The sequence below is a fragment of the Isoptericola variabilis 225 genome (assembly GCF_000215105.1).
In the GTDB taxonomy this organism is placed as follows: Bacteria; Actinomycetota; Actinomycetes; order Actinomycetales; family Cellulomonadaceae; genus Isoptericola; species Isoptericola variabilis_A.
On the sequence record NC_015588.1, the window covers coordinates 762,485 to 782,323 of the forward strand.

Sequence of the window (19,839 nt, forward strand, 5' to 3'; positions counted from 1 at the left end):
TGACCCTCGTGGGTCGGCCGCGTTGCGGGTCGGTTGCCGTCGGTAACACGTGCGTTTCCGCAGGTGACGGCGTTCCCCGGGTTCCCGTGCTCCGGCGGTGACGGGGCGGCCGTCGGGCGGCCGCGGCGTAGCGAGACCGACCCGGCCCGTTCATCGGGCCGAAACGGCGCCTGCCTACGGTCGGCTCGCCAGCAGGTCCCTCGAGGACCCCGTCGCACCCCGGACGCCCCACGGGCGCCCGCGCTCCCCGTCTGGAGGACCCGCATGAAGAACCGCACCAAGGTCGTCGCCGCCGTGGTGGCCACCGCCGCCGTCGCGATCCCGGGCACCGCGTTCGCGGCCGGCACGCTGTTCCGGCCGGCGCCGACCGAGGCGTTCTCGTTCGTCACCGGAGACACGCCGATGATCGCCAACGGCGTGGCGATCGGGAAGAACGTCGCCTGGTACAAGTCGTCCGGGCTCGGGCCGTCGGCGATGAACACCGCCCCGGGCGTCACGACCGAGGAGCGCTACATCCCGACCGACGTCTTCCCGGGAGGCGAGCTGCCCGCCGGGGTCACCCTCACCGAGGCCCAGGGGATCAACGTGCTCATGCGCATCGGGGAGAACCTCGAGCGGGCCGGCCTGTCCTACGACGACGTCGTCTCGATGCGCGTGTTCCTCCAGAACCCGGCGGGCGAGGAGAAGATGGACTTCGCGGGCTGGAACCGCGCCTACCGCCAGTTCTTCGCCAACACGAACCTGTCCACGGGCGAGCCGATGACCGTGCAGCTCGGGTCGAGGCCGACGGCGCCGATGGTGGTCAACCCCGCGCGCCCCTCGCGGTTCGCGCTCGAGATCGAGAACCTGCCCGTCGACGGGTGGCTCGTCGAGGTCGAGGTCGACGCGGTCTACCCGGGCTGACGCCGCGCGCGGCCGGCCACCCGCCCGGTGGCCGGCCCGCCGTCAGGCGGCCGGCCCGCCGTCAGGCCGGGACGGCGCCCGACGGCGGCTCGCACGGCCAGGCGGGCGACGCGTCGACCGACGCGGCCCAGTCCCGGTGGACGCCGGCCTGGGCGACGTGCAGCGCCTCGAGCGCGGTCGCGCGCAGGTGCGGGTAGCGCGTCAGCAGGGCGGCGAGCACGTCGAGCGTCGCGAGGGCGTCGACGTCGGCGCTGTGGAGGTCGCCGTCGCCGACCACCCCGTACAGCGCGCACAGGTCGCCCAGGCGGCGCTTGCCCTCGCGGTCGGCGTCCTGCCAGCGGTCGATGACGAGCGGGTCGAGAACCGGGCCGACCGGGCGGCCGAGGCGGTCGGGCACGGTGGGCAGCCCGTGGCGCGCGAGCTCGGCGTCGAGCAGCGACAGGTCGAACGCCGCGTTGTACGCGACGACGGGAACGCCCCGGCGCACGTGGTACGTGAGCACGGACGCGATCTCGTCGAGAGCCTCGGCCGGCGGGTGCCCGCGCTCGCGCGCGTGCGCCGTCGTGATGCCGTGGATGGCCGTGGCCTCGGGCGGGATCTCCACGCCCGGGTCGAGCAGCCAGGTGCGCACCTCGGTCCGCACGCCCGGCACGCGCAGGACCAGCGCGGCGGTCACGACGCGGTCGGACGCGACGTCGAGCCCCGTCGTCTCGGTGTCGAAGCCCAGGAGCGGGCCGGTCGCCCAGCCCGCGTCCGCCTCCACCGCGACCGCCGTCGACTCGTCCATGGTGCTCTCCTCGCGTGCCTCCGCGACCCTCGTCGCGCTGCCGGGCCCGACTGTGCCACGCACCACCGACAGCGCCCGTCCTCGTCCGAGGTACGGCGGTGCGGCCGCGCGGTCGCGGCCGTGCGGGCGAGCCCCGGTAGGCTGGAGCGGTGAGCAACGAGATCGAGATCGGGCGCGGAAAGCGCGGACGTCGCGCGTACTCCTTCGACGACATCGCGGTGGTGCCCTCGCGGCGCACGCGCGACCCGAAGGACGTCTCGGTCGGCTGGCAGATCGACGCCTACCACTTCGAGCTGCCCATCGTCGCGGCGCCCATGGACTCGGTGATGAGCCCGGACACGGCCGTCGCGCTGGGCAACCTCGGCGGCCTGGGCGTGCTCGACCTCGAGGGCCTGTGGACGCGCTACGAGTCGCCCGAGCCGCTGCTCGCCGAGATCCGCGACCTGCCGGCCGAGCGGGCGACGCGCCGGATGCAGGAGATCTACGCCGAGCCGATCAAGCCCGAGCTCATCACGCAGCGCCTCAAGGAGATCCGCGCCGCGGGCGTCACGGTCGCCGGCGCACTGTCGCCGCAGCGGACCCAGGAGTTCTACCAGACGGTCGTCGACGCGGGCGTCGACCTCTTCGTCATCCGCGGCACCACGGTCTCGGCCGAGCACGTCTCGGGCAACGCCGAGCCCCTCAACCTCAAGCGGTTCATCTACGAGCTCGACGTGCCCGTCGTCGTCGGCGGCGCCTCGACCTACACCGCGGCGCTGCACCTCATGCGCACCGGCGCCGCGGGCGTGCTCGTGGGCTTCGGCGGCGGCGCCGCGCACACGACCCGCGTGAGCCTCGGCATCCACGCGCCCATGGCCACGGCCGTGTCCGACGTCGCGGCCGCGCGCCGCGACTACCTCGACGAGTCGGGCGGCCGCTACGTGCACGTCATCGCCGACGGCGGCGTCGGCCGCTCGGGCGACATCGTCAAGGCGGTCGCGTGCGGCGCGGACGCCGTCATGCTCGGCGCCGCGCTGGCCCGTGCCGCGGAGGCGCCGGGCAAGGGCTGGCACTGGGGCTCGGAGGCGCACCACCCGCAGCTGCCGCGCGGCGAGCGCGTGGCGGTCGGCACCGCCGGGACGCTGTCGGAGATCCTGTTCGGGCCGGGGCGTCAGGCCGACGGCACCACGAACCTCGTCGGCGCGCTGCGCCGCGCGATGGCCACGACCGGGTACTCCGACCTCAAGGAGTTCCAGCGCGTCGAGGTCGTGCTCTCCCCGTACCAGCCGCGGTGAGCGCGGGGCCGGCGTCCCGCTGAGAGCGAACGACGCCCGATTCGCCCCCGATCGTCGCCCGGGGCTGTCACCTCCTGCGCATAGGGTGACGGCATGCCATCTGCGCACGAGAGCGACGGCGCTCTGGACGACCTCGTCGACCCGGAGCTGCCCACGTCCACGTACGTCCTCGAGCCCGAGGCGGTGGCCCCCCTCGTCGCCCGCGTCGCCACGTCGCACGACGCCGGCACGCACCGCCCGGTCCACCCGTTCACCGGCGCGCCGCTGACGTCGATCCCGCTGTCGTCCGCGGCCGACGTCGCGGCGGCGGTCCGGCGTGCCCGGGTCGCGCAGCGCGCGTGGGCGCGCGTGCCCGTGCGCGAGCGCGCCGCGGTGCTCGACCGGCTCGGCGCGCTCGTGCTCGAGCGGCAGTCCGAGATCCTCGACCTCGTCCAGATGGAGTCGGGCAAGGCTCGGCGCAGCGCGTTCGAGGAGGTCGGCGACGTCGCGCAGGTGACGCGCCACTACGCGGTGCGCGGCCCGCGCTACCTGGTCGACCGCCGGGTGCCCGGCATGATGCCGCTGGTCACGGGGGTGCGCGTCCACCGGCGCCCGGTCGGAGTCGTGGGCGTCGTCGCGGCGTGGAACTACCCGCTGACGCTCGCGCTGGCCGACGCCGTGCCCGCCCTGCTCGCGGGCGACGCCGTCGTGCTCAAGCCCGACCCCCAGACGACCCTCTCGGCGCTCTGGGTCGCCGAGCAGCTCGAGGACGCCGGCCTGCCGGCCGACCTGTTCACCGTCGTCGCGGGCGGGGGAGAGGTCGGCGAGGCGCTCGTCGACCACGTCGACCACGTCGCGTTCACCGGCTCGACCGCCACGGGCCGCGCGGTCGCGGCCCGCGCCGGGGCGCGGCTCGTCGGCACGACGCTCGAGCTCGGCGGCAAGAACCCGCTCTACGTCGCCGCGGACGCCGACCTGGCGTCGGCCGTGCGGGGTGCGGTGCGGGCCTGCTTCTCCAACGCGGGCCAGCTGTGCCTGTCGGTCGAGCGGCTCGTGCTGCACGAGGCGGTCGCCGACGCGTTCCTCGAACGCTTCGTCGCGGCGGTCAAGGAGCTGCGGCTCGGCCCCGGGCTCGACTACTCCGCCGACGTCGGCTCGCTCGTCTCGCAGGCGCAGCTCGACCGCGTGACCCGGCACGTGGACGACGCGCTCGCCCGGGGCGCCCGGGCCCTCGCGGGTGCGGTGCACCGGCCCGACGTCGGCCCGTACTTCTACGCGCCCACGGTGCTCGACGACGTCCCCGCCGACGCGCTCGTCGCGACCGAGGAGACGTTCGGGCCGGTCGTCACCGTGACGCGCGTCGCGTCCGACGACGACGCGGTGCGCGTCATGAACGACACGCAGTACGGGCTCAACGCGAGCATCTGGTCGGTCGACGTCGCGCGCGCCCGCCGGATCGCGGCACGCGTCGAGGCCGGCACGGTCGTCATCAACGACGGCTACGGCTCCGCGTGGGGCTCGGTGGCCGCGCCCATGGGCGGCGTCAAGGCGTCGGGCCTGGGCCGCCGGCACGGGCGTGAGGCGATCGAGGCCGTGACCGAGGCGCAGACGGTGGCGGTCCAGCGCGGGGCGCGGTTCGGCGTCGCGCTCGAGACGGTCTACGCGGCCGGCGGCGAGACGCCGTCGCAGGTCGTCACGGGCGCGCTTCGCGCGCTGCGGCGGCTCCGCCTGCCCTGAGGTCGTCCAGCTCGGCGCGCAGGTTCCGGTCGGCCGCCGCCGCCCACCGCGCGCGGCCGGCGGGCGTGCGGAAGAGCGCGGGCAGCGCGAGGAGCTGCTCGAGCACGGCGGCGCGCCCGGCCCGGAAGGCGTCGTCGGGCACGTGGCCGTACTCGGCGCGCACCTGGTGCACGTAGCGCCGGTAGCGCGGCGGCGCCGCGCCGAGGATCGCCAGGTCGGCGTCGCTGACGAGCGCCCCGGCCTCGTCGCCGGGCGCCGGGTCGTGGCCCGCCGTGAGGAGCACGAGCCGCGCGACCTCCTCCGCGTCGTCGCGGGTGGCGAGGGGGCGCAGCAGCTCGCGGGCGAGCGCGGCCGAGCGCTCCTCGTCGTCCGGGGTGGCGCCGTCGTGCACGGCGTCGTGGAACCACAGGGCGACGGCGGCGTGCCACGGCGCCCGTCCTGAGGCGCCGGGTGCGAGGAGGCCGAGCGCGTCGAGCGCGTCGGCCAGGTGCAGCCGCGAGTGGTAGACCCGGTGCGGCTCGCGCCACCGGTCGACGAGGTCCTCGCCGACCGCACGGACTTCCGGGGCCGGGGTGCCGCCGTCGGGCGCCCAGAGCGACGCCCACCGCGCGAGCAGCGCGGCGCGCGAGGCACGACGGCGCTCGCGGCCCGGTACGCGCAGCCCGGAGGCGGCGAGCCGGCGGGCGAGCTCCCGCCCGTCCACCGGGACCGCCCCCGCGGCGACGAGCGCGGCGTGACGGTCGGCGGGCACGTCGTAGTGGTCGAGGTCGAGCCCGCGGTCGGGGACGCCCGCCGCGCGCGCGAACGTGCGCAGCTCGTGGAGCGAGGAGTCGGAGACGAGGTGCGACCAGAGCGTGCCGTGGGCGGGCCACGTCGGCGGGTCGACGAGGACCGTCACGGCAGGTCCTCGGTCAGGGCGCGGCGCACCTCGCCGACGATCGCGGCCATCGCGGCCTCGGCGGCCACGGGGTCGCGGTCGGCGATCGCGCGCGCGACCTGCTCGTGCTGGTCGAGCGCCTCGGGCACGGGCGACGCCGGCATGAGGCCGAGGTGGGTCCGTCCCGACAGCACCGCGGCGACGACCCCGGCCAGCGCGCCGAACATCTCGTTGCCGCTGCCGCGCAGCACGAGCTCGTGCATGCGGATGTCGAGCGAGAGGAACTCGGTGAGGTCGCCGCGGGTGCCCAGGACGCGCATCCGCCCCGCGAGCTCGACGAGCTCGGCCCGCGTCTCGTCGGAGGCGTGCCGCGCGGCGCCCGCCGCCGCGAGCGGCTCGACGGCGTGCCGCAGCTCGGTCAGCGTGCGCAGCTGCTCGTCGCGGCCCGGTCCCTCGAGCCGCCAGCGGATGACGCGCGGGTCGAGCACGTTCCACGACTCCATGGGCAGCACGACGATCCCGAGGCGCCGGCGGGAGCGGACCAGGCCGAGGCCCTCGAGGAGGCGCATGACCTCGCGCGCGACCGTCCGGGACACGCCGTGCCGCGCGCCGATGGCCTCGAGCGTCAGCGAGGTGCCCGGCGGGACGTCGCCGCTGGTGATCGACCGCCCGAGAGCGTCGAGCACGGCGCTGTGCAGGGCGGGCGTCGACATGCGAGGAGCCTACCCAGCGCCACGGTCGGCGCAATTGGTGCTACCAATTACTTGCCAAAGGTGATACCAATCGTGCATCCTCGTGCGAACCGATCACCGACACGGAAGTCGACCCGCATGGACACCGCCGTCACCACACCGCGGCACGCACCCGTTGCCGCCGCACCCGCCCCGGGGCTCGACGTCGAGCACGTCGTCGTCATGGGCGTCGCCGGCTCGGGCAAGACCACCGTCGCGACGCTCCTCGCGGCCCGGCTGGGCGTCGAGTACGCCGAGGCGGACGAGTTCCACTCCCCGGAGAACATCGCGAAGATGAGCGCGGGGACGCCGCTGACCGACGCCGACCGGGCGCCGTGGCTCGCCGCGATCCGGGACTGGCTCACCGCGGAGGCCGACGCGGGGCGACCCGGCGTCGTCACGTGCTCGGCCCTCAAGCGCTCGTACCGCGACGTGCTGCGCTCGGCGCGCGGGCGCGTCCGGTTCGTCCACCTGACCGGCACGCCCGAGCTGCTCGCCGAGCGCATGGCGCACCGCTCGGGCCACTTCATGCCGACGTCGCTGCTGCCGTCGCAGCTCGCGACGCTCGAGCCGCTCGGCGACGACGAGGACGGCCTCGCCGTCGACGTCGCCGCGCCGCCCGAGGAGATCGCCGAGTCCGTGCTGGCACGGCTCGCCGCCTCCTGACCGCCCACCCCACCGTCGACGAGGACACCCATGCCACCCGAGGACTGGACCCAGACCCTGACCGCCGGCCCGCTGCTCGGCATCGCCGCGGCCGCCATCGCCCTGCTGCTCTTCCTCATCATCAAGGTTCGCCTGCACGCGTTCCTGGCGCTCGTGCTCGTGAGCCTGGCCACCGCCGTCGCGACCGGCCTGCCGAGCGGCGGCATCATCGACGTCCTGCTCGGCGGCTTCGGCTCGACGCTCGCGTCGGTCGCCCTGCTCGTCGGGCTCGGCGCCATGCTCGGCCGCCTCATCGAGACGAGCGGCGGCGCCAAGGTCATGACCGACGTGCTCGTCGCCCGCTTCGGCGAGCGCCGTGCGCCGCTCGCGCTCGGCGTCGCGTCCCTGATCTTCGGCTTCCCGATCTTCTTCGACGCCGGCCTGGTCGTCATGCTCCCGATCATGTTCGCCGTCGCGCGCCGGCTCGGCGGATCGCTGCTGCTCTACGGCCTGCCCGTCGCGGGCGCGTTCTCGGTCATGCACATCTACGTGCCGCCGCACCCCGGCCCGGTCGCGGCGTCGGAGTTCCTCGGCGCCAACATCGGCATGGTCCTCCTGCTCGGCCTGGTCGTCGCGCTCCCGACCTGGTACCTCACGGCCTACCTGTTCGGCCGGGTCGCGGGCCGCCGGCTCACCCTGCCGGTGCCGGAGATCCTCGGCCGCGCCGACGCCGAGCAGATCGCGAACCCGCCGCGGTTCGGCACGGTCGTCGGCATCCTCGCGCTCCCGCTGCTGCTCATCTTCGCCAACACGGGCCTGGAGACGGCCGCCTCGGCGGGCCTCGTCGACGGCGAGAGCACGCTCGTGTCGGTCGCGGGCGCCGTCGGCTCGACGCCGGTCGCCCTCCTCGCCGCGGTGCTGCTCGCCGCCTGGCTCCTCGGCCGCCGCCGCGGCACCGAGGGCACGGTCCTCGAGAAGACGCTCGACTCGGCGCTCGGCCCCGTCGCGTCGGTCATCCTCGTCACGGGCGCGGGCGGCATGTTCGGCGGCGTCCTGCGCGCGTCGGGCATCGGCGACGCGCTCGCGGACGCGCTCGGCGACCTCGGCCTGCCCGTCATCGTGGCCGGGTTCGTCATCGCCGCGGTGCTGCGTGTCGCGCAGGGCTCCGCGACGGTCGCGCTGACGACCGCGGCGGGCCTCGTGGCGCCGGCCGTGGCCGCGGGCGGCTTCTCCTCGGTCCAGCTCGCCGCGATCGTCATCGCCGTCGCCGCCGGGTCGGTGGTGCTCAGCCACGTCAACGACTCGGGCTTCTGGCTCGTGGGCCGGTTCTTCGGCATGGACGTGCGCACGACGTTGCGGACGTGGACCGTCATGGAGACCGGCATCGGCGTGATGGGCTTCGCCCTCGCGTGCCTGGTGTTCGCGATCGCCTGACCCGCTTCGTTGCGGCGGGCCACCGGCCCGAGGCGGTGGCCGGACGGCCGGTCAGCCGGCGGGGACCGCCGCGGACGGCTGGAGGCCCTCGACGGCCTCGACGCACTGCCGCGCGATGGCGAGCTCCTCCATGGTGGGCACGACCATGACGAGCGTCGTGGCCCAGTCGGGGGAGATGATCCGCGGCTCGCCGGCGCGCGCGGCGTTGCGCTCCTCGTCGACCGCGATGCCGAGCCCCTCGAGGCCCGAGCACACCGCGGCGCGCACGCGCGCGTCGTTCTCGCCGACGCCCGCGGTGAACGCGACGACGTCGACGCGGCCGAGGACCGCGAGGTATGCGCCCACGTACTTCTTGAGGCGGTGGACGTAGACGTCGAACGCGAGCGACGCGTCCTCGTCGCCCTCCTCGACGAGGCGCCGCAGCTGGCGCATGTCGTTCTCGCCTGACAGGCCCTTGACGCCCGAGCGCTTGTTGAGCAGCGTGTCGAGCTCGTCGATGCTCATGCCCGCGTTGCGCGCGAGGTGGAAGACCACCGCGGGGTCGACGTCGCCCGAGCGGGTGCCCATGACGAGCCCCTCGAGCGGCGTCAGGCCCATCGACGTGTCGACGGGCACGCCCCCGCGCACGGCCGACGCCGACGCCCCGTTGCCCAGGTGGAGCACGATCGTGTTGAGGTCCTGCACCCGCCGGCCCAGCACGCGCGCGACCTTGCCCGCGACGTACTGGTGCGAGGTGCCGTGGAAGCCGTAGCGGCGCACGCCGTGTGCGCGCGCGACGTCGCGGTCGATCGCGTACGTGTACGCCGCGGGCGGCAGCGCCTGGAAGAACGCCGTGTCGAAGACGGCGACGTGCGGGACGTCGGCGAGCAGCTCGCGCGCGACCTCGATGCCCTGCACGTTGGCCGGGTTGTGCAGCGGCGCGAGCGGCACGAGCTCGTGGATCGCCGCCACGACGTCGTCGTCGATGACCACGGGCCGCGAGAACCGCTCGCCGCCGTGGACGACGCGGTGCCCGACGGCGTGGATCCCGGCGTCGGCCAGGCGCGGCCCGATCTCGTCGAACAGCCCGAGCGCGAGCCGCAGCGCGGCCGCGTGGTTGGGGACCTCGAGCTCGCGCTCGGTCGTGTTGCCGGCGTAGGTGTGGCGCACCGAGCCCGACGACTCGCCGATCCGCTCGACGATCCCCGCCGCGATCGCCTCGCCGCCCACCGGGTTGACGAGCTGGTACTTCAGCGACGAGGAGCCCGAGTTGAGCACGAGCACCGACCCGTGCGCCCCGTACGCGCTGTACGGGTTGGGCCGTTCCGACTCGGGGACGATGCTCACGCGGTCTCTCCTGATCCGGGCGACCCGGCGCCCTGCGCCTGGATGGCCGTGATGGCCACGGTGTTGACGATGTCCTGCACGAGCGCGCCGCGCGACAGGTCGTTGACGGGCTTGTTGAGCCCCTGCAGCACGGGCCCGATGGCGACCGCCCCGGCCGAGCGCTGCACCGCCTTGTAGGTGTTGTTGCCCGTGTTGAGGTCGGGGAAGACGAACACGGTCGCGCGGCCCGCCACGGAGGACTCCGGGAGCTTCGACGCGGCGACCGAGGCGTCGACCGCGGCGTCGTACTGGATCGGCCCCTCGACCGACAGGTCGGGGCGGCGCTCGCGGACGAGGTCGGTGGCCTCGCGCACCTTGTCGACGTCGGCGCCCGAGCCCGACGAGCCGGTCGAGTACGACAGCATCGCGATGCGCGGCTCGATGCCGAACTGCGCGGCCGTCGCGGCCGAGGAGATCGCGATGTCGGCGAGCTCGGTCGCGGTCGGGTCGGGGATCACCGCGCAGTCGCCGTAGGCGAGCACGCGGTCCTCGAGGCACATGAGGAACACCGACGACACCACGGACACGCCGGGCGCGGTCTTGATGATCTCGAACGACGGCCGGATCGTGTGCGCGGTCGTGTGGGCGGCGCCCGAGACCATGCCGTCGGCCAGGCCGAGGTGCACCATCATCGTGCCGAAGTACGACACGTCCGTGACGATCTCGCGCGCCCGCTCGACGGTCATGCCCTTGTGCGCCCGCAGCCGGGCGTACTCGGTGGCGAACATCTCGACGTGCTCGGGGTCGGTGGGGGAGAGCACGGTCGCGGCCGCGATGTCGAGGCCCAGCTCGGACGCGCGGTGCCGGATGCGGGTCTCGTCCCCGAGGATGACGAGGTCGGCGATGCCGCGCGCGAGCACGGTCGACGCCGCGCGCAGGATGCGGTCGTCGTCGCCCTCGGGCAGGACGACACGACGGCGGTCGGCCCGGGCGCGCTCGATGAGCTCGTACTCGAACATCAGCGGCGTGACGACGGGCGTGCGCGGCACGTCGAGCCGCGCGAGCAGCGCCTCGCCGTCGACGTTCTTCTCGAAGAGCGCGAGCGCGGTGTCGATCTTGCGGGTCGACGCCGCGGTCACGGCGCCGCGCGTGCCGGCCGCCGCGCCGGCCGCGCGGAACGTGCCGAGCTGGGTCGTGAGGATCGGGACGTGCGGCTCGAGCGCGGCGACGAGCCGGCCCGAGGCGCCCTCGGGCACGTACCCGCCCGTGAGGATGATGCCCGCGATCGAGGGGAACGCCGCCGCGCTCTGGACCGCGAGCAGGCCGAGCACGACGTCGGTCCGGTCGCCCGGCGTGATGACGACGGCCCCCTCGGTGAGCCGGTCGAGCATGTGCTCGAACGTCATCGCGCCGACGAGCAGGTCGAGGGCCTCGCGCGCCAGGAGGTCGGGGTCGCCGTGCAGGAGCTCGCCGCGCACGGCCCGGCGCAGCTGCTCGACGGTGGGCGCCTGGAGGAACGGCTCCTCGGGGATGGCCCACACCGGCAGGTCCTCGTCGCCCGCGAGGTTCGCCAGGTCCGCGGGGGCCTCGCCCCCGTCGGCCCGCTCCGCCCGGTTGACGACGACGCCGACCGGCTGGGCGTGGTTGGCGTGCAGCTCGCCGACGCTCAGGCGTACGAGCGTCCTGACCTCGTCGGGGGTGCGCCCGCGGCCCGAGACCACGAGCAGCACGGGCGAGCCGAGGTTGGCCGCGACGCGCGCGTTGAACGCGAGCTCGGTCGCGCCCGAGACGTCGGTGTAGTCGGTGCCGACGACGACGACCGCGTCGCACCGCGCGGCGACCTCGTGGTACCGGGCGACGATGCGCGACAGCGCCGCCTCCGGGTCGGCGTGGACCTCCTCGTAGGTGACGCCGACCGACTCCTCGTACGACAGCCCGACGCCGTCGTGCTCGAGGAGCATCTCGAGCACGTGGTCGCGCTCGGCCGGGGTGGCGTCGTCGTGCGGCCGCGAGGTCACGCGCGAGACGGCGCGGAACACGCCGACGCGCTGGACCTGACGGACCAGGAGGTCGAGCACGCCGAGCGCGACCGCCGACTTGCCGGTCTCGCCCTCGGGCGACGCGATGTAGATGCTGCGGGTCCTGCTCGTGGTGGTCATGCGCTCACTCGTTGTCGCCGCCGGTGTCCTGCGCGCCCGCGTACTGCGGGCCGCCCTCCTCGGTCGCGGTCTGCCCGACGTCGGGCCACACCCAGTCGCGGACCTCGGGGATGTCCTCGCCGTGCTCGCGCGTCCAGGCCCGGGCGCGGATGCGGGCGTCGACCATGCGCTGGCGCAGGCCGGCGTGCCGCTGGCCCAGGCCGTCGACGCGGTCGATGACGTCGATGACCAGGTGGTAGCGGTCGACGTCGTTGAGCATGACCATGTCGAACGGCGTGGTCGTGGTGCCCTCCTCCTTGTACCCGCGCACGTGCAGGTTGGCGTGGCCGGTGCGCCGGTACGTGAGGCGGTGGATGAGCCACGGGTAGCCGTGGTAGGCGAAGATGATCGGCCTGTCCGTGGTGAACAGGCCGTCGAACTGCGTGTCCGACAGGCCGTGCGGGTGCTCGCGCTCGTCCTGGAGCCGCATGAGGTCGACGACGTTGACGACGCGCACCTTGAGGTCGGGCAGCTCGCGGCGCAGGATGTCGGCCGCGGCGAGCACCTCGAGGGTCGGGACGTCGCCCGCGGCCGCGAGCACGACGTCGGGGTCCTCGCCCGGCACCTCGGTGCCGGCCCACTCCCAGATGCCGAGGCCACGCGTGCAGTGCGCGACCGCCTCGTCCATCGACAGGAACTGCGGCGAGGGCTGCTTGCCCGCCACGACGACGTTGACGTACTGCCGGCTGCGCAGGCAGTGGTCGTAGGTGCTCAGCAGGGTGTTGGCGTCCGGCGGCAGGTACACCCGGACGATCTCGGCCTTCTTGTTCACGACGTGGTCGATGAAGCCCGGGTCCTGGTGGCTGAAGCCGTTGTGGTCCTGGCGCCACACGTGGCTCGACAGCAGGTAGTTGAGGCTCGCGATCGGCCGCCGCCACGGGATGTGGTTGGTGACCTTGAGCCACTTGGCGTGCTGGTTGAACATCGAGTCGACGATGTGGATGAACGCCTCGTAGCTGTTCATCAGGCCGTGCCGGCCGGTGAGCAGGTAGCCCTCGAGCCAGCCCTGCACCTGGTGCTCCGAGAGCATCTCCATGACGCGGCCCGCGCGGGCGAGGTGCTCGTCGACCTCGGGCCCGACGATCTCGGCGTTCCACTGCTTGTCGGTCGCGTCGTACACCGCCTGGAGCCGGTTCGACGCCGTCTCGTCCGGGCCGAAGATCCGGAAGTTGTCCGGGTTGCGGCGGATCACGTCGGTGAGCCACCGCCCGAGCACGCGCGGCGCCTCGGCGATCGCCCCGCCGGGCGACGGCACGTCGACCGCGTAGTCGCGGAAGTCGGGCAGGCGCAGGTCGTGCAGCAGCAGGCCGCCGTTGGCGTGGGGGTTGTCGCTCATGCGCAGGTGCCCCTCGGGCGTGAGCGACGCGACGTCGTCGACGAGGCGGCCGTCGTCGTCGAACAGCTCCTCCGGGCGGTACGAGCGCAGCCAGTCCTCGAGGGTCCGCAGGTGCTCCTCGGTGTCGCGGGCGCTCGCGAGCGGCACCTGGTGCGCCCGCCATGACCCGGTCGTCTTCTTGCCGTCGATCTCCTCCGGGCCGGACCACCCCTTGGGCGTGCGGAAGACGATCATGGGCCACCGCGGCCGGGCGAGGTCGCCGTCCGCCGCGCGGGCCTTGATCGCCGCGATCTCGTCGAGCACCTCGTCGAGCAGGGCGGCGAAGCGGCGGTGCACCTCGAGCGGCGGCTCGTCGCGGTCGTAGCCGCCCTCGAAGAAGTACGGCCGGTGGCCGTACCCGACCATCAGGTCGCGCAGCTCGTCCTGCGGGATCCGGTCGAAGACCGTCGGGTTGGCGATCTTGTACCCGTTGAGGTGCAGGATCGGCAGCACGACGCCGTCCTGCGCCGGGTTGAGGAACTTGTTCGAGTGCCAGCTCGTGGCGAGCGGGCCGGTCTCGGCCTCGCCGTCGCCCACGACGGCCGCGACGAGCAGGTCGGGGTTGTCGAACGCCGCCCCGTACGCGTGGCTCAGCGCGTAGCCGAGCTCGCCGCCCTCGTGGATCGAGCCGGGCGTCTCGGGCGCGACGTGCGACGGTACGCCTCCCGGGAAGGAGAACTGCCGGAACAGCCGGCGCATGCCCTCGGCGTCCTGGGTCACGTCCGAGTACACCTCGGAGTACGTGCCCTCGAGGTACGCGCTCGCGACGAGGCCGGGGCCGCCGTGGCCCGGGCCCGTGATGTAGATCGTCGACTGCTCACGGGCCTTGATCGCCCGCGACAGGTGCGCGTAGAGGAACGTGAGCCCCGGCGTGGTGCCCCAGTGCCCGAGGAGGCGCGGCTTGACGTGGTCGCGCGTGAGGGGCTCGCGCAGCAGCGGGTTGTCGAGCAGGTAGATCTGCCCGACCGAGAGGTAGTTCGCGGCGCGCCACCACCGGTCGAGGCGCTCGAGGTCGGCCTGGTCCAGCTCGGCGACGCCGGTGGCGCGCCAGGCGGAGGTGCTGGTCGTGGTGGTCATGCGCGCTCCCTGGGAGTGGAGGACCGAGGGCGGCGGGCGCGCGGCCCGTGCCGCCTTCATTCCACCGTACGGACGACGCCGGCGCAGCACGACGGGCGGGTCCCGGACGGTGACATCGATCTGGCACGTCGTCAGGTGCCGTCCGGATTCCTGACCGGGGCTTGCGGGCGGATACCGTGGAGGGGTGTCCAGCCCGGTGCCCGCCCGCAGGTCGTTCTGGGCGGTGGCCACCCAGCCCCGCATGATCGGCATCCTGCTCCTGCTGCTGCTCGCCGCCGCCGTGTGCGCCCGCCTCGGCGTGTGGCAGCTCGACCGCGCCTACGAGCGCGCCCAGCTCGCCGCCCAGCAGGAGGCCGCCGAGGCCCTGGCCGCCGGGCCCGAGGGCGTCGGCGTGCTCCTGCCGCCGCAGACCTCGTTCCCCGGCGAGCTCGTGGGGCGCGAGGTGTGGGTCACCGGCACCTACGAGGCCGCGGGCCAGGTGCTCGTCGCGGGGCGCGCGCTCGAGGGCCGCACCGGCTACCTCGTGCTCACGCCGCTGCGGGTGTCCGACGACGGCACGGGCGGCGCGTCGTGGGCGTCCCTGTCCGGGCCGCCCGTCGTGCCCGTGGTGCGCGGCTGGGTCGCCTCGCCCGAGGACGGCGCCGGGCTCGCGGTGCCCGAGGGCGAGGTGCGCGTCACGGGGTGGCTGCAGGCGTCCGAGGCGACGTCGGACGCGCCCGTGCCCGACAACCCGGGGGGCCCGCCGCTGACCGACGCGATCTCGACCGGGGCGCTCGTCAACGACTGGGGCGGACCGATCTACTCCGGCTACGTCGTGCTCACCTCGTCCGAGCCCGGCCAGGTCGCCGCGGCCGACGGTGGGCCCGCCCCGCTGCCGCGGCCCGTCATCGAGGGCGGCGACGGCGTGAACCTGCAGAACGTCTTCTACGCGCTGCAGTGGTGGGTCTTCGGCCTGTTCGCCGTGGCGCTGTGGGTGCGGCTCGTGCGCGACGAGACGAGCGGCGGCCGTCCGCGGACCCGGCGGCGCGGCACGCGCGCCGGCGACGGCGACCCGGTCGGCGCGGGCATCGCCGGGCTGCCGGGCTGAGCCCCGGCGGGCCGGCCTCGGGCCGGGCCAGCCTCGGGCCGGCGTCAGGCCGGTCGGCGTCAGGCCGGGCCGGCGGCGGTGAGCCGCTCGCGCAGCTCGCGCGCGGCCCGCTCGGGGTTGGCCGCCAGCGTCAGGGCGCGCACGACGACGACGCGGCGCGCGCCGGCGTCGAGCACCGCGCCGAGCCGCTCGGCGTCGATCCCGCCGATCGCGAACCACGGCGTGGCCGGGGCGCTCGCGGCCACGGTGCGCAGCAGGTCCAGCCCGACGGCGGGCCGCCCCGGCTTGGTCGGCGTGGCCCACAGCGGGCCGACGCAGAAGTAGTCGACCGCGGGGTCGGCGTCGGCGGCCGCGGCCTGCTCGGCCGAGTGCGTCGACCGGCCGAGGACCGGGTCGGGTCCCAGGAGCGCCCGCACCGCCGGCACGGGCAGGTCGCGCTGTCCCATGTGCACCACGGGCGCGCCCGTGAGCCGCGCGACGTCGGCGCGGTCGTTGACCGCCCACAGCGCGCCGTGCTCCGACGCGACCCGCGCCACGAGTTCCTGGAGCTCGAGCTCGCGCGCGACGTCGAGGGTCTTGTCGCGTAGCTGGACGACGTCGACGCCGCCCGCGAGCACCGCGTGCAGGAAGTCCTCGAGGTCGCCGCGCTCCTCGCGCGCGTCGGTGCACAGGTAGAGGCGGGCGTCCGCGAGCCGGGCGCGCGGGTCGAGCGGGGCGGCGGCGGGCGCGGGCGTGCCGAGGGGCGAGGGCGTGGTCACGGCGGCCAGCGTAGCCAGCCGCCTCGGTAGGCTGGTGCGCGCACGGGAGCCCCGGCCGGGGCTGAGAGGGCGTACGCCGACCGTCGAACCTGATCTGGGTCATGCCAGCGAAGGGAGCACCAGTGGACTCGTCGTCCGAGTGGCCGACCGACGTGGTCGTCGTCGGCGCCGGCATCGTCGGCGCCGCGGTGGCCTGGCGTGCCGCGCGCGCCGGGCTGCGGGTCACGGTCCTCGACCCGTCCCCGGGCGACGGCGCGACGCGCGCGGCCGCGGGCATGCTCGCGCCCGTGAGCGAGACGTGGTTCGGCGAGCAGGCCGCGGTGCGGCTCGGGCTCGCGGGCCGCGACGCGTGGCCGGCGTTCGCCGCCGAGCTCGCGGCCGAGACGGGCGCCGACCCCGGCCTGCGCCCCACCGGCACACTCCTCGTCGCGTACGACGCCGACGACGCCGCGCACCTGCGCCGGTGGCTCGACCTCCACGCGTCGTGGTCGCTCGAGTCGGCCGCGCTCGCGCCCGCCGAGGCGCGCCGCCGCGAGCCGCTGCTCGGGCCGCGTCTCGCGGGCGCCGCCTGGGTGCCGGGCGACGACGTCGCCGACCCGCGCGCGACCCACGCCGCCCTCCTCGCGGCCCTCCGGGAGCGCCGCGGCGCCGCCGTCGTGCCCCGCGCGGGCGTGCGGCTCCTGCGCGACGCGCGCGGCGCCGTCGTCGGGGTCGTCGACGACGCGGGGGAGACGCACCGGGCGGGCGCCGTCGTGCTCGCGACGGGCTGGCGGGCCGCCGAGCTCGTGGCCGGCCTGCCCGTCGCCGTCCCGGTCCGGCCCGTGCGCGGGCAGACGCTGCGGCTCGACGCCGGACCCGACGTCGCGCCCTCGCACGTCGTCCGCGGGACGGTGCAGGGGCGTCCCGTGTACGTCGTGCCGCGCGGGCCCGGCACGGGGCGGGGACCGGGCGCGACGCCTGAGCACCGCGAGGTCGTCGTCGGCGCGACGAGCGAGGAGGGGCCCGACGACCGTCGCGCGACCGCCGGCGGCGTGTTCGCCCTCCTGCGCGACGCCCGCGCGCTCCTGCCCGGGCTCGACGAGGCCGCGCTCGTCGAGACGACCGCGCGGGCGCGGCCCGCCACGCCCGACAACCTGCCGCTCGTCGGACCCACCGACGTGCCGGGCCTGCACCTGGCCGCCGGCCACCACCGCAACGGCGTCCTGCTCGCACCCGTGACGGCCGACGCCGTCGTCGCCGGCCTCGAGGGGGACGACCCTCCGGCGGCGCTCGCGGCGGCCGACCCGCGCCGCTTCACCCCGACCCCCGTCCGAGGAGCCTGACCCATGACCTCACCGACCGCTCTCGTCAACGGCGAGCCGTACGCCGTGGCCGACGGCCTCACGGTCGACCGGCTCGTCACCGACCTCGTCCCCGGCTGCGTGGTCGACGGCTCGCCCCAGGGCGTCGCCGTCGCGATCGACGACGCCGTCGTGCCGCGGAGCCGGTGGGCAGCGACCCGCGTGCACGACGGCGCGCGCGTCGAGGTCGTCACCGCGGTGCAGGGCGGGTGAGCGCCGTGCCGCTGACGATCGCCGGCGTCGAGCTCGGCTCGCGGCTGGTCATGGGGACCGGCGGGGCGCCGAGCCTCATGGCGCTCGAGGGCGCGCTCGTCGCGTCGGGGACCGAGCTGACCACCGTGGCGATGCGCCGGGTGGCCCGCCCGCGACCGGGCTCGCCGGCCGACGACGCCTCGGTGTGGGGCCTCCTCGCCCGCCTGGGGATCCGCGCCCTGCCCAACACCGCCGGCTGCTTCTCGGCGCGCGAGGCCGTGCTCACGGCGCAGCTGGCGCGCGAGGCGTGCGGCACGAGCTGGGTCAAGCTCGAGGTGATCGCCGACGACGTCACGCTGCTGCCCGAGCCCCTCGGCCTGGTCGAGGCCGCGGAGGAGCTGGTGCGCGACGGCTTCGTCGTCCTGCCGTACACCAACGACGACCCGATCCTGGCCCGCCGCCTCGAGGACGTCGGGTGCGCCGCGGTCATGCCGCTCGGCGCGCCGATCGGCTCCGGCCTCGGCATCCTCAACCCGCGCAACATCGAGGCCATCGCCGACGCCGCGCGCGTGCCGGTGATCCTCGACGCCGGCATCGGCACCGCGTCCGACGCCGCGCAGGCGATGGAGCTCGGCTGCGACGGCGTGCTCCTCGCCACGGCCGTGACGCGGGCCGCCGACCCGGTGCGGATGGCCCGCGCGATGCGGCTCGCGGTCGAGGCCGGGCACGACGCGCGCCAGGCCGGTCGGATCCCGCGCCGCGAGCGCGCGCTGGCGTCCTCGCCGCCGGACGGGCGCATGGCCGTCGGCGACCGGCCGGGCAACCTCGACCTCGCCCTCTAGGCGAGCGCCGCGGACCGTGCCGGGGCGGGGTTCAGTACGACGGCACGGACGGGTCGACGTCGCGCGACCAGGCGGCGATGCCGCCGGCGACCTCCCGCGCGTCGAGCCCCTCGTCGCGCAGCACGGCCGCGACACGCGCGGCGCGCGGGCCGGCCTTGCACAGCACGTGCACGGGCCGGCCGTCGGCACGGTGCGCGACGTCGGCGACCACGGCGTCCCGGTCCGGACCGGCGAACGCCCCCGACGGCACGACGTGCGCCCCGTCGAGAGCGGCGACCTGGACCTCCCACGGCTCGCGGACGTCGAGCACGAACGGCTCGACGCCGTCGCCGGCGGCCGCGGACGCCCGCAGCGCGGCGAGCTCGCGCGGCGAGACGGTCGTGGGGGACGACGGCGGGGCCACGGGCGGCACGCCGCAGAACGTGGCGTACGCGGCGTCGTCGGGCAGCGCGGCCACGGCGGGGCGCGTGGGGTCGCGCCGCACGGTCAGGTGCCGCCACGTGAGCTCGAGGGCGTCGTAGACCGCGAGGCGCCCGAGCAGGGTGCGCCCGGCTCCCGTGACGAGCTTGATCGCCTCGGTGGCCATGACCGAGCCGATCGTGCCGCACAGCGCACCGAGCACGCCGCCCGTGGCGCAGTCGGGAGCGAGGGCGGGCGGCGGGGGCTCCGGGAAGACGTCGCGGTACGTCACGCCCTCGACGTCACCGGGCGGCGCCGCCCAGAACGTCGCCACCTGGCCCTGGAAGCGGTAGATGCCGCCCCACACGACCGGCACGCCGGCGAGCTCGGCCGCGTCCGAGACGAGGTAGCGGGTCGCGAAGTTGTCCGACCCGTCGAGCACCAGGTCGTACCCCCGCAGCAGGTCGAGGGCGTTGCGCGAGCCGAGGCGCTCGCGGTGCTCGACGACGCGGACCGCGGGGTTGACGTCGGCGAGCGCCGCGGCGGCCGAGGCGGTCTTGGGCGTGCCGACGTCGCCGGTCCCGTGGAGCACCTGGCGCTGGAGGTTCGAGGCGTCGACCACGTCGTCGTCGACGACCCCGAGCGTGCCGACCCCGGCGGCCGCGAGGTAGAGCAGCGCCGGGCTGCCGAGTCCGCCCGCGCCCACCACCAGGACGCGGGCCGCCGCGAGGCGGCGCTGCCCCTCGACGCCGACCCCGGGCAGCGAGAGGTGCCGCGCGTAGCGCACGGCCTCGTCGCCCCCGAGCGGCCGGCCGGGGGCGACGAGCGGGGGCAGACCGCCCGCGTCCTGGGTGTGGGTGGATGCCGAGGTCCGGGTCACCGCACGAGGATAGGCCGCG

The 19,839-nt window shown here is 75.6% G+C and carries 17 protein-coding genes and 1 riboswitch; of the genes, 9 read left to right on the forward strand and 8 right to left on the reverse strand.

What is annotated here, in order from left to right; all coding sequences use genetic code 11:
• Window positions 1-264: 264 nt before the first annotated feature.
• Entirely contained in the window at window positions 265-903 is a 639-nt protein-coding gene (locus ISOVA_RS03620) for a Rid family hydrolase (protein WP_013837898.1), read from the forward strand.
• 61 nt (window positions 904-964) lie between these two features.
• Here the strand turns inward: ISOVA_RS03620 and ISOVA_RS03625 are convergent, their stop codons facing one another.
• Window positions 965-1,690 carry an exonuclease domain-containing protein gene (locus ISOVA_RS03625; RefSeq protein ID WP_013837899.1) on the reverse strand — a complete coding sequence of 242 codons (726 nt, stop codon included), beginning with the start codon at window positions 1,688-1,690 and terminating at the stop codon, window positions 965-967.
• Between the two features lie 149 nt (window positions 1,691-1,839).
• Between ISOVA_RS03625 and ISOVA_RS03630 the strand changes: the two genes are divergently transcribed.
• Window positions 1,840-2,964, forward strand: a complete 1,125-nt coding sequence (locus ISOVA_RS03630; RefSeq protein WP_013837900.1) for a GuaB3 family IMP dehydrogenase-related protein — start codon at window positions 1,840-1,842, stop codon at window positions 2,962-2,964.
• 93 nt (window positions 2,965-3,057) lie between these two features.
• Window positions 3,058-4,680 (forward strand): succinic semialdehyde dehydrogenase, encoded by a 1,623-nt coding sequence (locus ISOVA_RS03635; protein WP_013837901.1) that lies wholly within the window; start codon window positions 3,058-3,060, stop codon window positions 4,678-4,680.
• Here the strand turns inward: ISOVA_RS03635 and ISOVA_RS03640 are convergent.
• Window positions 4,637-5,578, reverse strand: a complete 942-nt coding sequence (locus ISOVA_RS03640) for a DUF4031 domain-containing protein (RefSeq protein WP_013837902.1) — start codon at window positions 5,576-5,578, stop codon at window positions 4,637-4,639. The two genes, ISOVA_RS03635 and ISOVA_RS03640, sit on opposite strands and share 44 nt — an antisense overlap.
• Window positions 5,575-6,270, reverse strand: a complete 696-nt coding sequence (locus ISOVA_RS03645; protein WP_013837903.1) for a FadR/GntR family transcriptional regulator — start codon at window positions 6,268-6,270, stop codon at window positions 5,575-5,577. Before ISOVA_RS03645 ends, ISOVA_RS03640 begins: the two co-directional genes overlap by 4 nt.
• Window positions 6,271-6,387: 117 nt before the next feature.
• On the opposite strand from ISOVA_RS03645, the gene ISOVA_RS03650 reads away from it, so the two are divergent.
• Window positions 6,388-6,954: a gluconokinase gene (locus ISOVA_RS03650; protein WP_013837904.1), complete on the forward strand. Its 567-nt coding sequence runs from the start codon at window positions 6,388-6,390 to the stop codon at window positions 6,952-6,954.
• A 30-nt stretch (window positions 6,955-6,984) separates the two neighbouring features.
• Window positions 6,985-8,367 (forward strand): GntP family permease, encoded by a 1,383-nt coding sequence (locus ISOVA_RS03655; RefSeq protein ID WP_013837905.1) that lies wholly within the window; start codon window positions 6,985-6,987, stop codon window positions 8,365-8,367.
• A gap of 51 nt (window positions 8,368-8,418) precedes the next feature.
• Here the strand turns inward: ISOVA_RS03655 and ISOVA_RS03660 are convergent, their stop codons facing one another.
• Genes ISOVA_RS03660 through ISOVA_RS03670 form a run of 3 tightly spaced genes read right to left on the reverse strand, consistent with a single transcriptional unit; the run spans window position 8,419 to window position 14,322 of the window.
• On the reverse strand, window positions 8,419-9,693 hold the full coding sequence (locus tag ISOVA_RS03660; protein ID WP_013837906.1) for an acetate/propionate family kinase: 1,275 nt from the start codon (window positions 9,691-9,693) through the stop codon (window positions 8,419-8,421).
• Window positions 9,690-11,831 carry a phosphate acetyltransferase gene (gene pta, locus ISOVA_RS03665; protein WP_013837907.1) on the reverse strand — a complete coding sequence of 714 codons (2,142 nt, stop codon included), beginning with the start codon at window positions 11,829-11,831 and terminating at the stop codon, window positions 9,690-9,692. Before pta ends, ISOVA_RS03660 begins: the two co-directional genes overlap by 4 nt.
• Before the next feature lie 4 nt (window positions 11,832-11,835).
• Window positions 11,836-14,322 (reverse strand): phosphoketolase family protein, encoded by a 2,487-nt coding sequence (locus ISOVA_RS03670; RefSeq protein ID WP_013837908.1) that lies wholly within the window; start codon window positions 14,320-14,322, stop codon window positions 11,836-11,838.
• 184 nt (window positions 14,323-14,506) lie between these two features.
• Here ISOVA_RS03670 and ISOVA_RS03675 point away from each other — a divergent pair, with 184 nt between their 5' ends.
• The gene (locus ISOVA_RS03675) at window positions 14,507-15,409 is read left to right on the forward strand and encodes an SURF1 family protein (protein ID WP_013837909.1); all 903 of its coding nucleotides are present in this window, start codon (window positions 14,507-14,509) and stop codon (window positions 15,407-15,409) included.
• Window positions 15,410-15,468: 59 nt separating this feature from the next.
• Here the strand turns inward: ISOVA_RS03675 and thiE are convergent, their stop codons facing one another.
• Entirely contained in the window at window positions 15,469-16,167 is a 699-nt protein-coding gene (gene thiE, locus ISOVA_RS03680) for a thiamine phosphate synthase (RefSeq protein ID WP_013837910.1), read from the reverse strand.
• Between the two features lie 32 nt (window positions 16,168-16,199).
• A riboswitch (TPP riboswitch) is annotated at window positions 16,200-16,300 on the forward strand.
• Between thiE and thiO the strand changes: the two genes are divergently transcribed.
• The 3 genes from thiO to ISOVA_RS03695 all read left to right on the forward strand — a co-directional run bounded on the left by thiO (window position 16,290) and on the right by ISOVA_RS03695 (window position 18,541).
• Complete coding sequence (gene thiO, locus ISOVA_RS03685; RefSeq protein ID WP_041294764.1) at window positions 16,290-17,489, forward strand: glycine oxidase ThiO; 1,200 nt, start codon at window positions 16,290-16,292, stop codon at window positions 17,487-17,489. (Overlaps the previous riboswitch by 11 nt.)
• A 3-nt stretch (window positions 17,490-17,492) precedes the next feature.
• A complete protein-coding gene (gene thiS, locus ISOVA_RS03690) occupies window positions 17,493-17,720 on the forward strand; it encodes a sulfur carrier protein ThiS (RefSeq protein WP_013837912.1) in 228 nt (75 codons plus the stop codon).
• A 50-nt stretch (window positions 17,721-17,770) separates the two neighbouring features.
• Window positions 17,771-18,541 (forward strand): thiazole synthase, encoded by a 771-nt coding sequence (locus ISOVA_RS03695; RefSeq protein WP_233275987.1) that lies wholly within the window; start codon window positions 17,771-17,773, stop codon window positions 18,539-18,541.
• 31 nt (window positions 18,542-18,572) lie between these two features.
• On the opposite strand, the gene ISOVA_RS03700 is transcribed toward ISOVA_RS03695, so the two are convergent.
• Entirely contained in the window at window positions 18,573-19,820 is a 1,248-nt protein-coding gene (locus ISOVA_RS03700; RefSeq protein WP_013837914.1) for a ThiF family adenylyltransferase, read from the reverse strand.
• Window positions 19,821-19,839 lie beyond the last annotated feature (19 nt).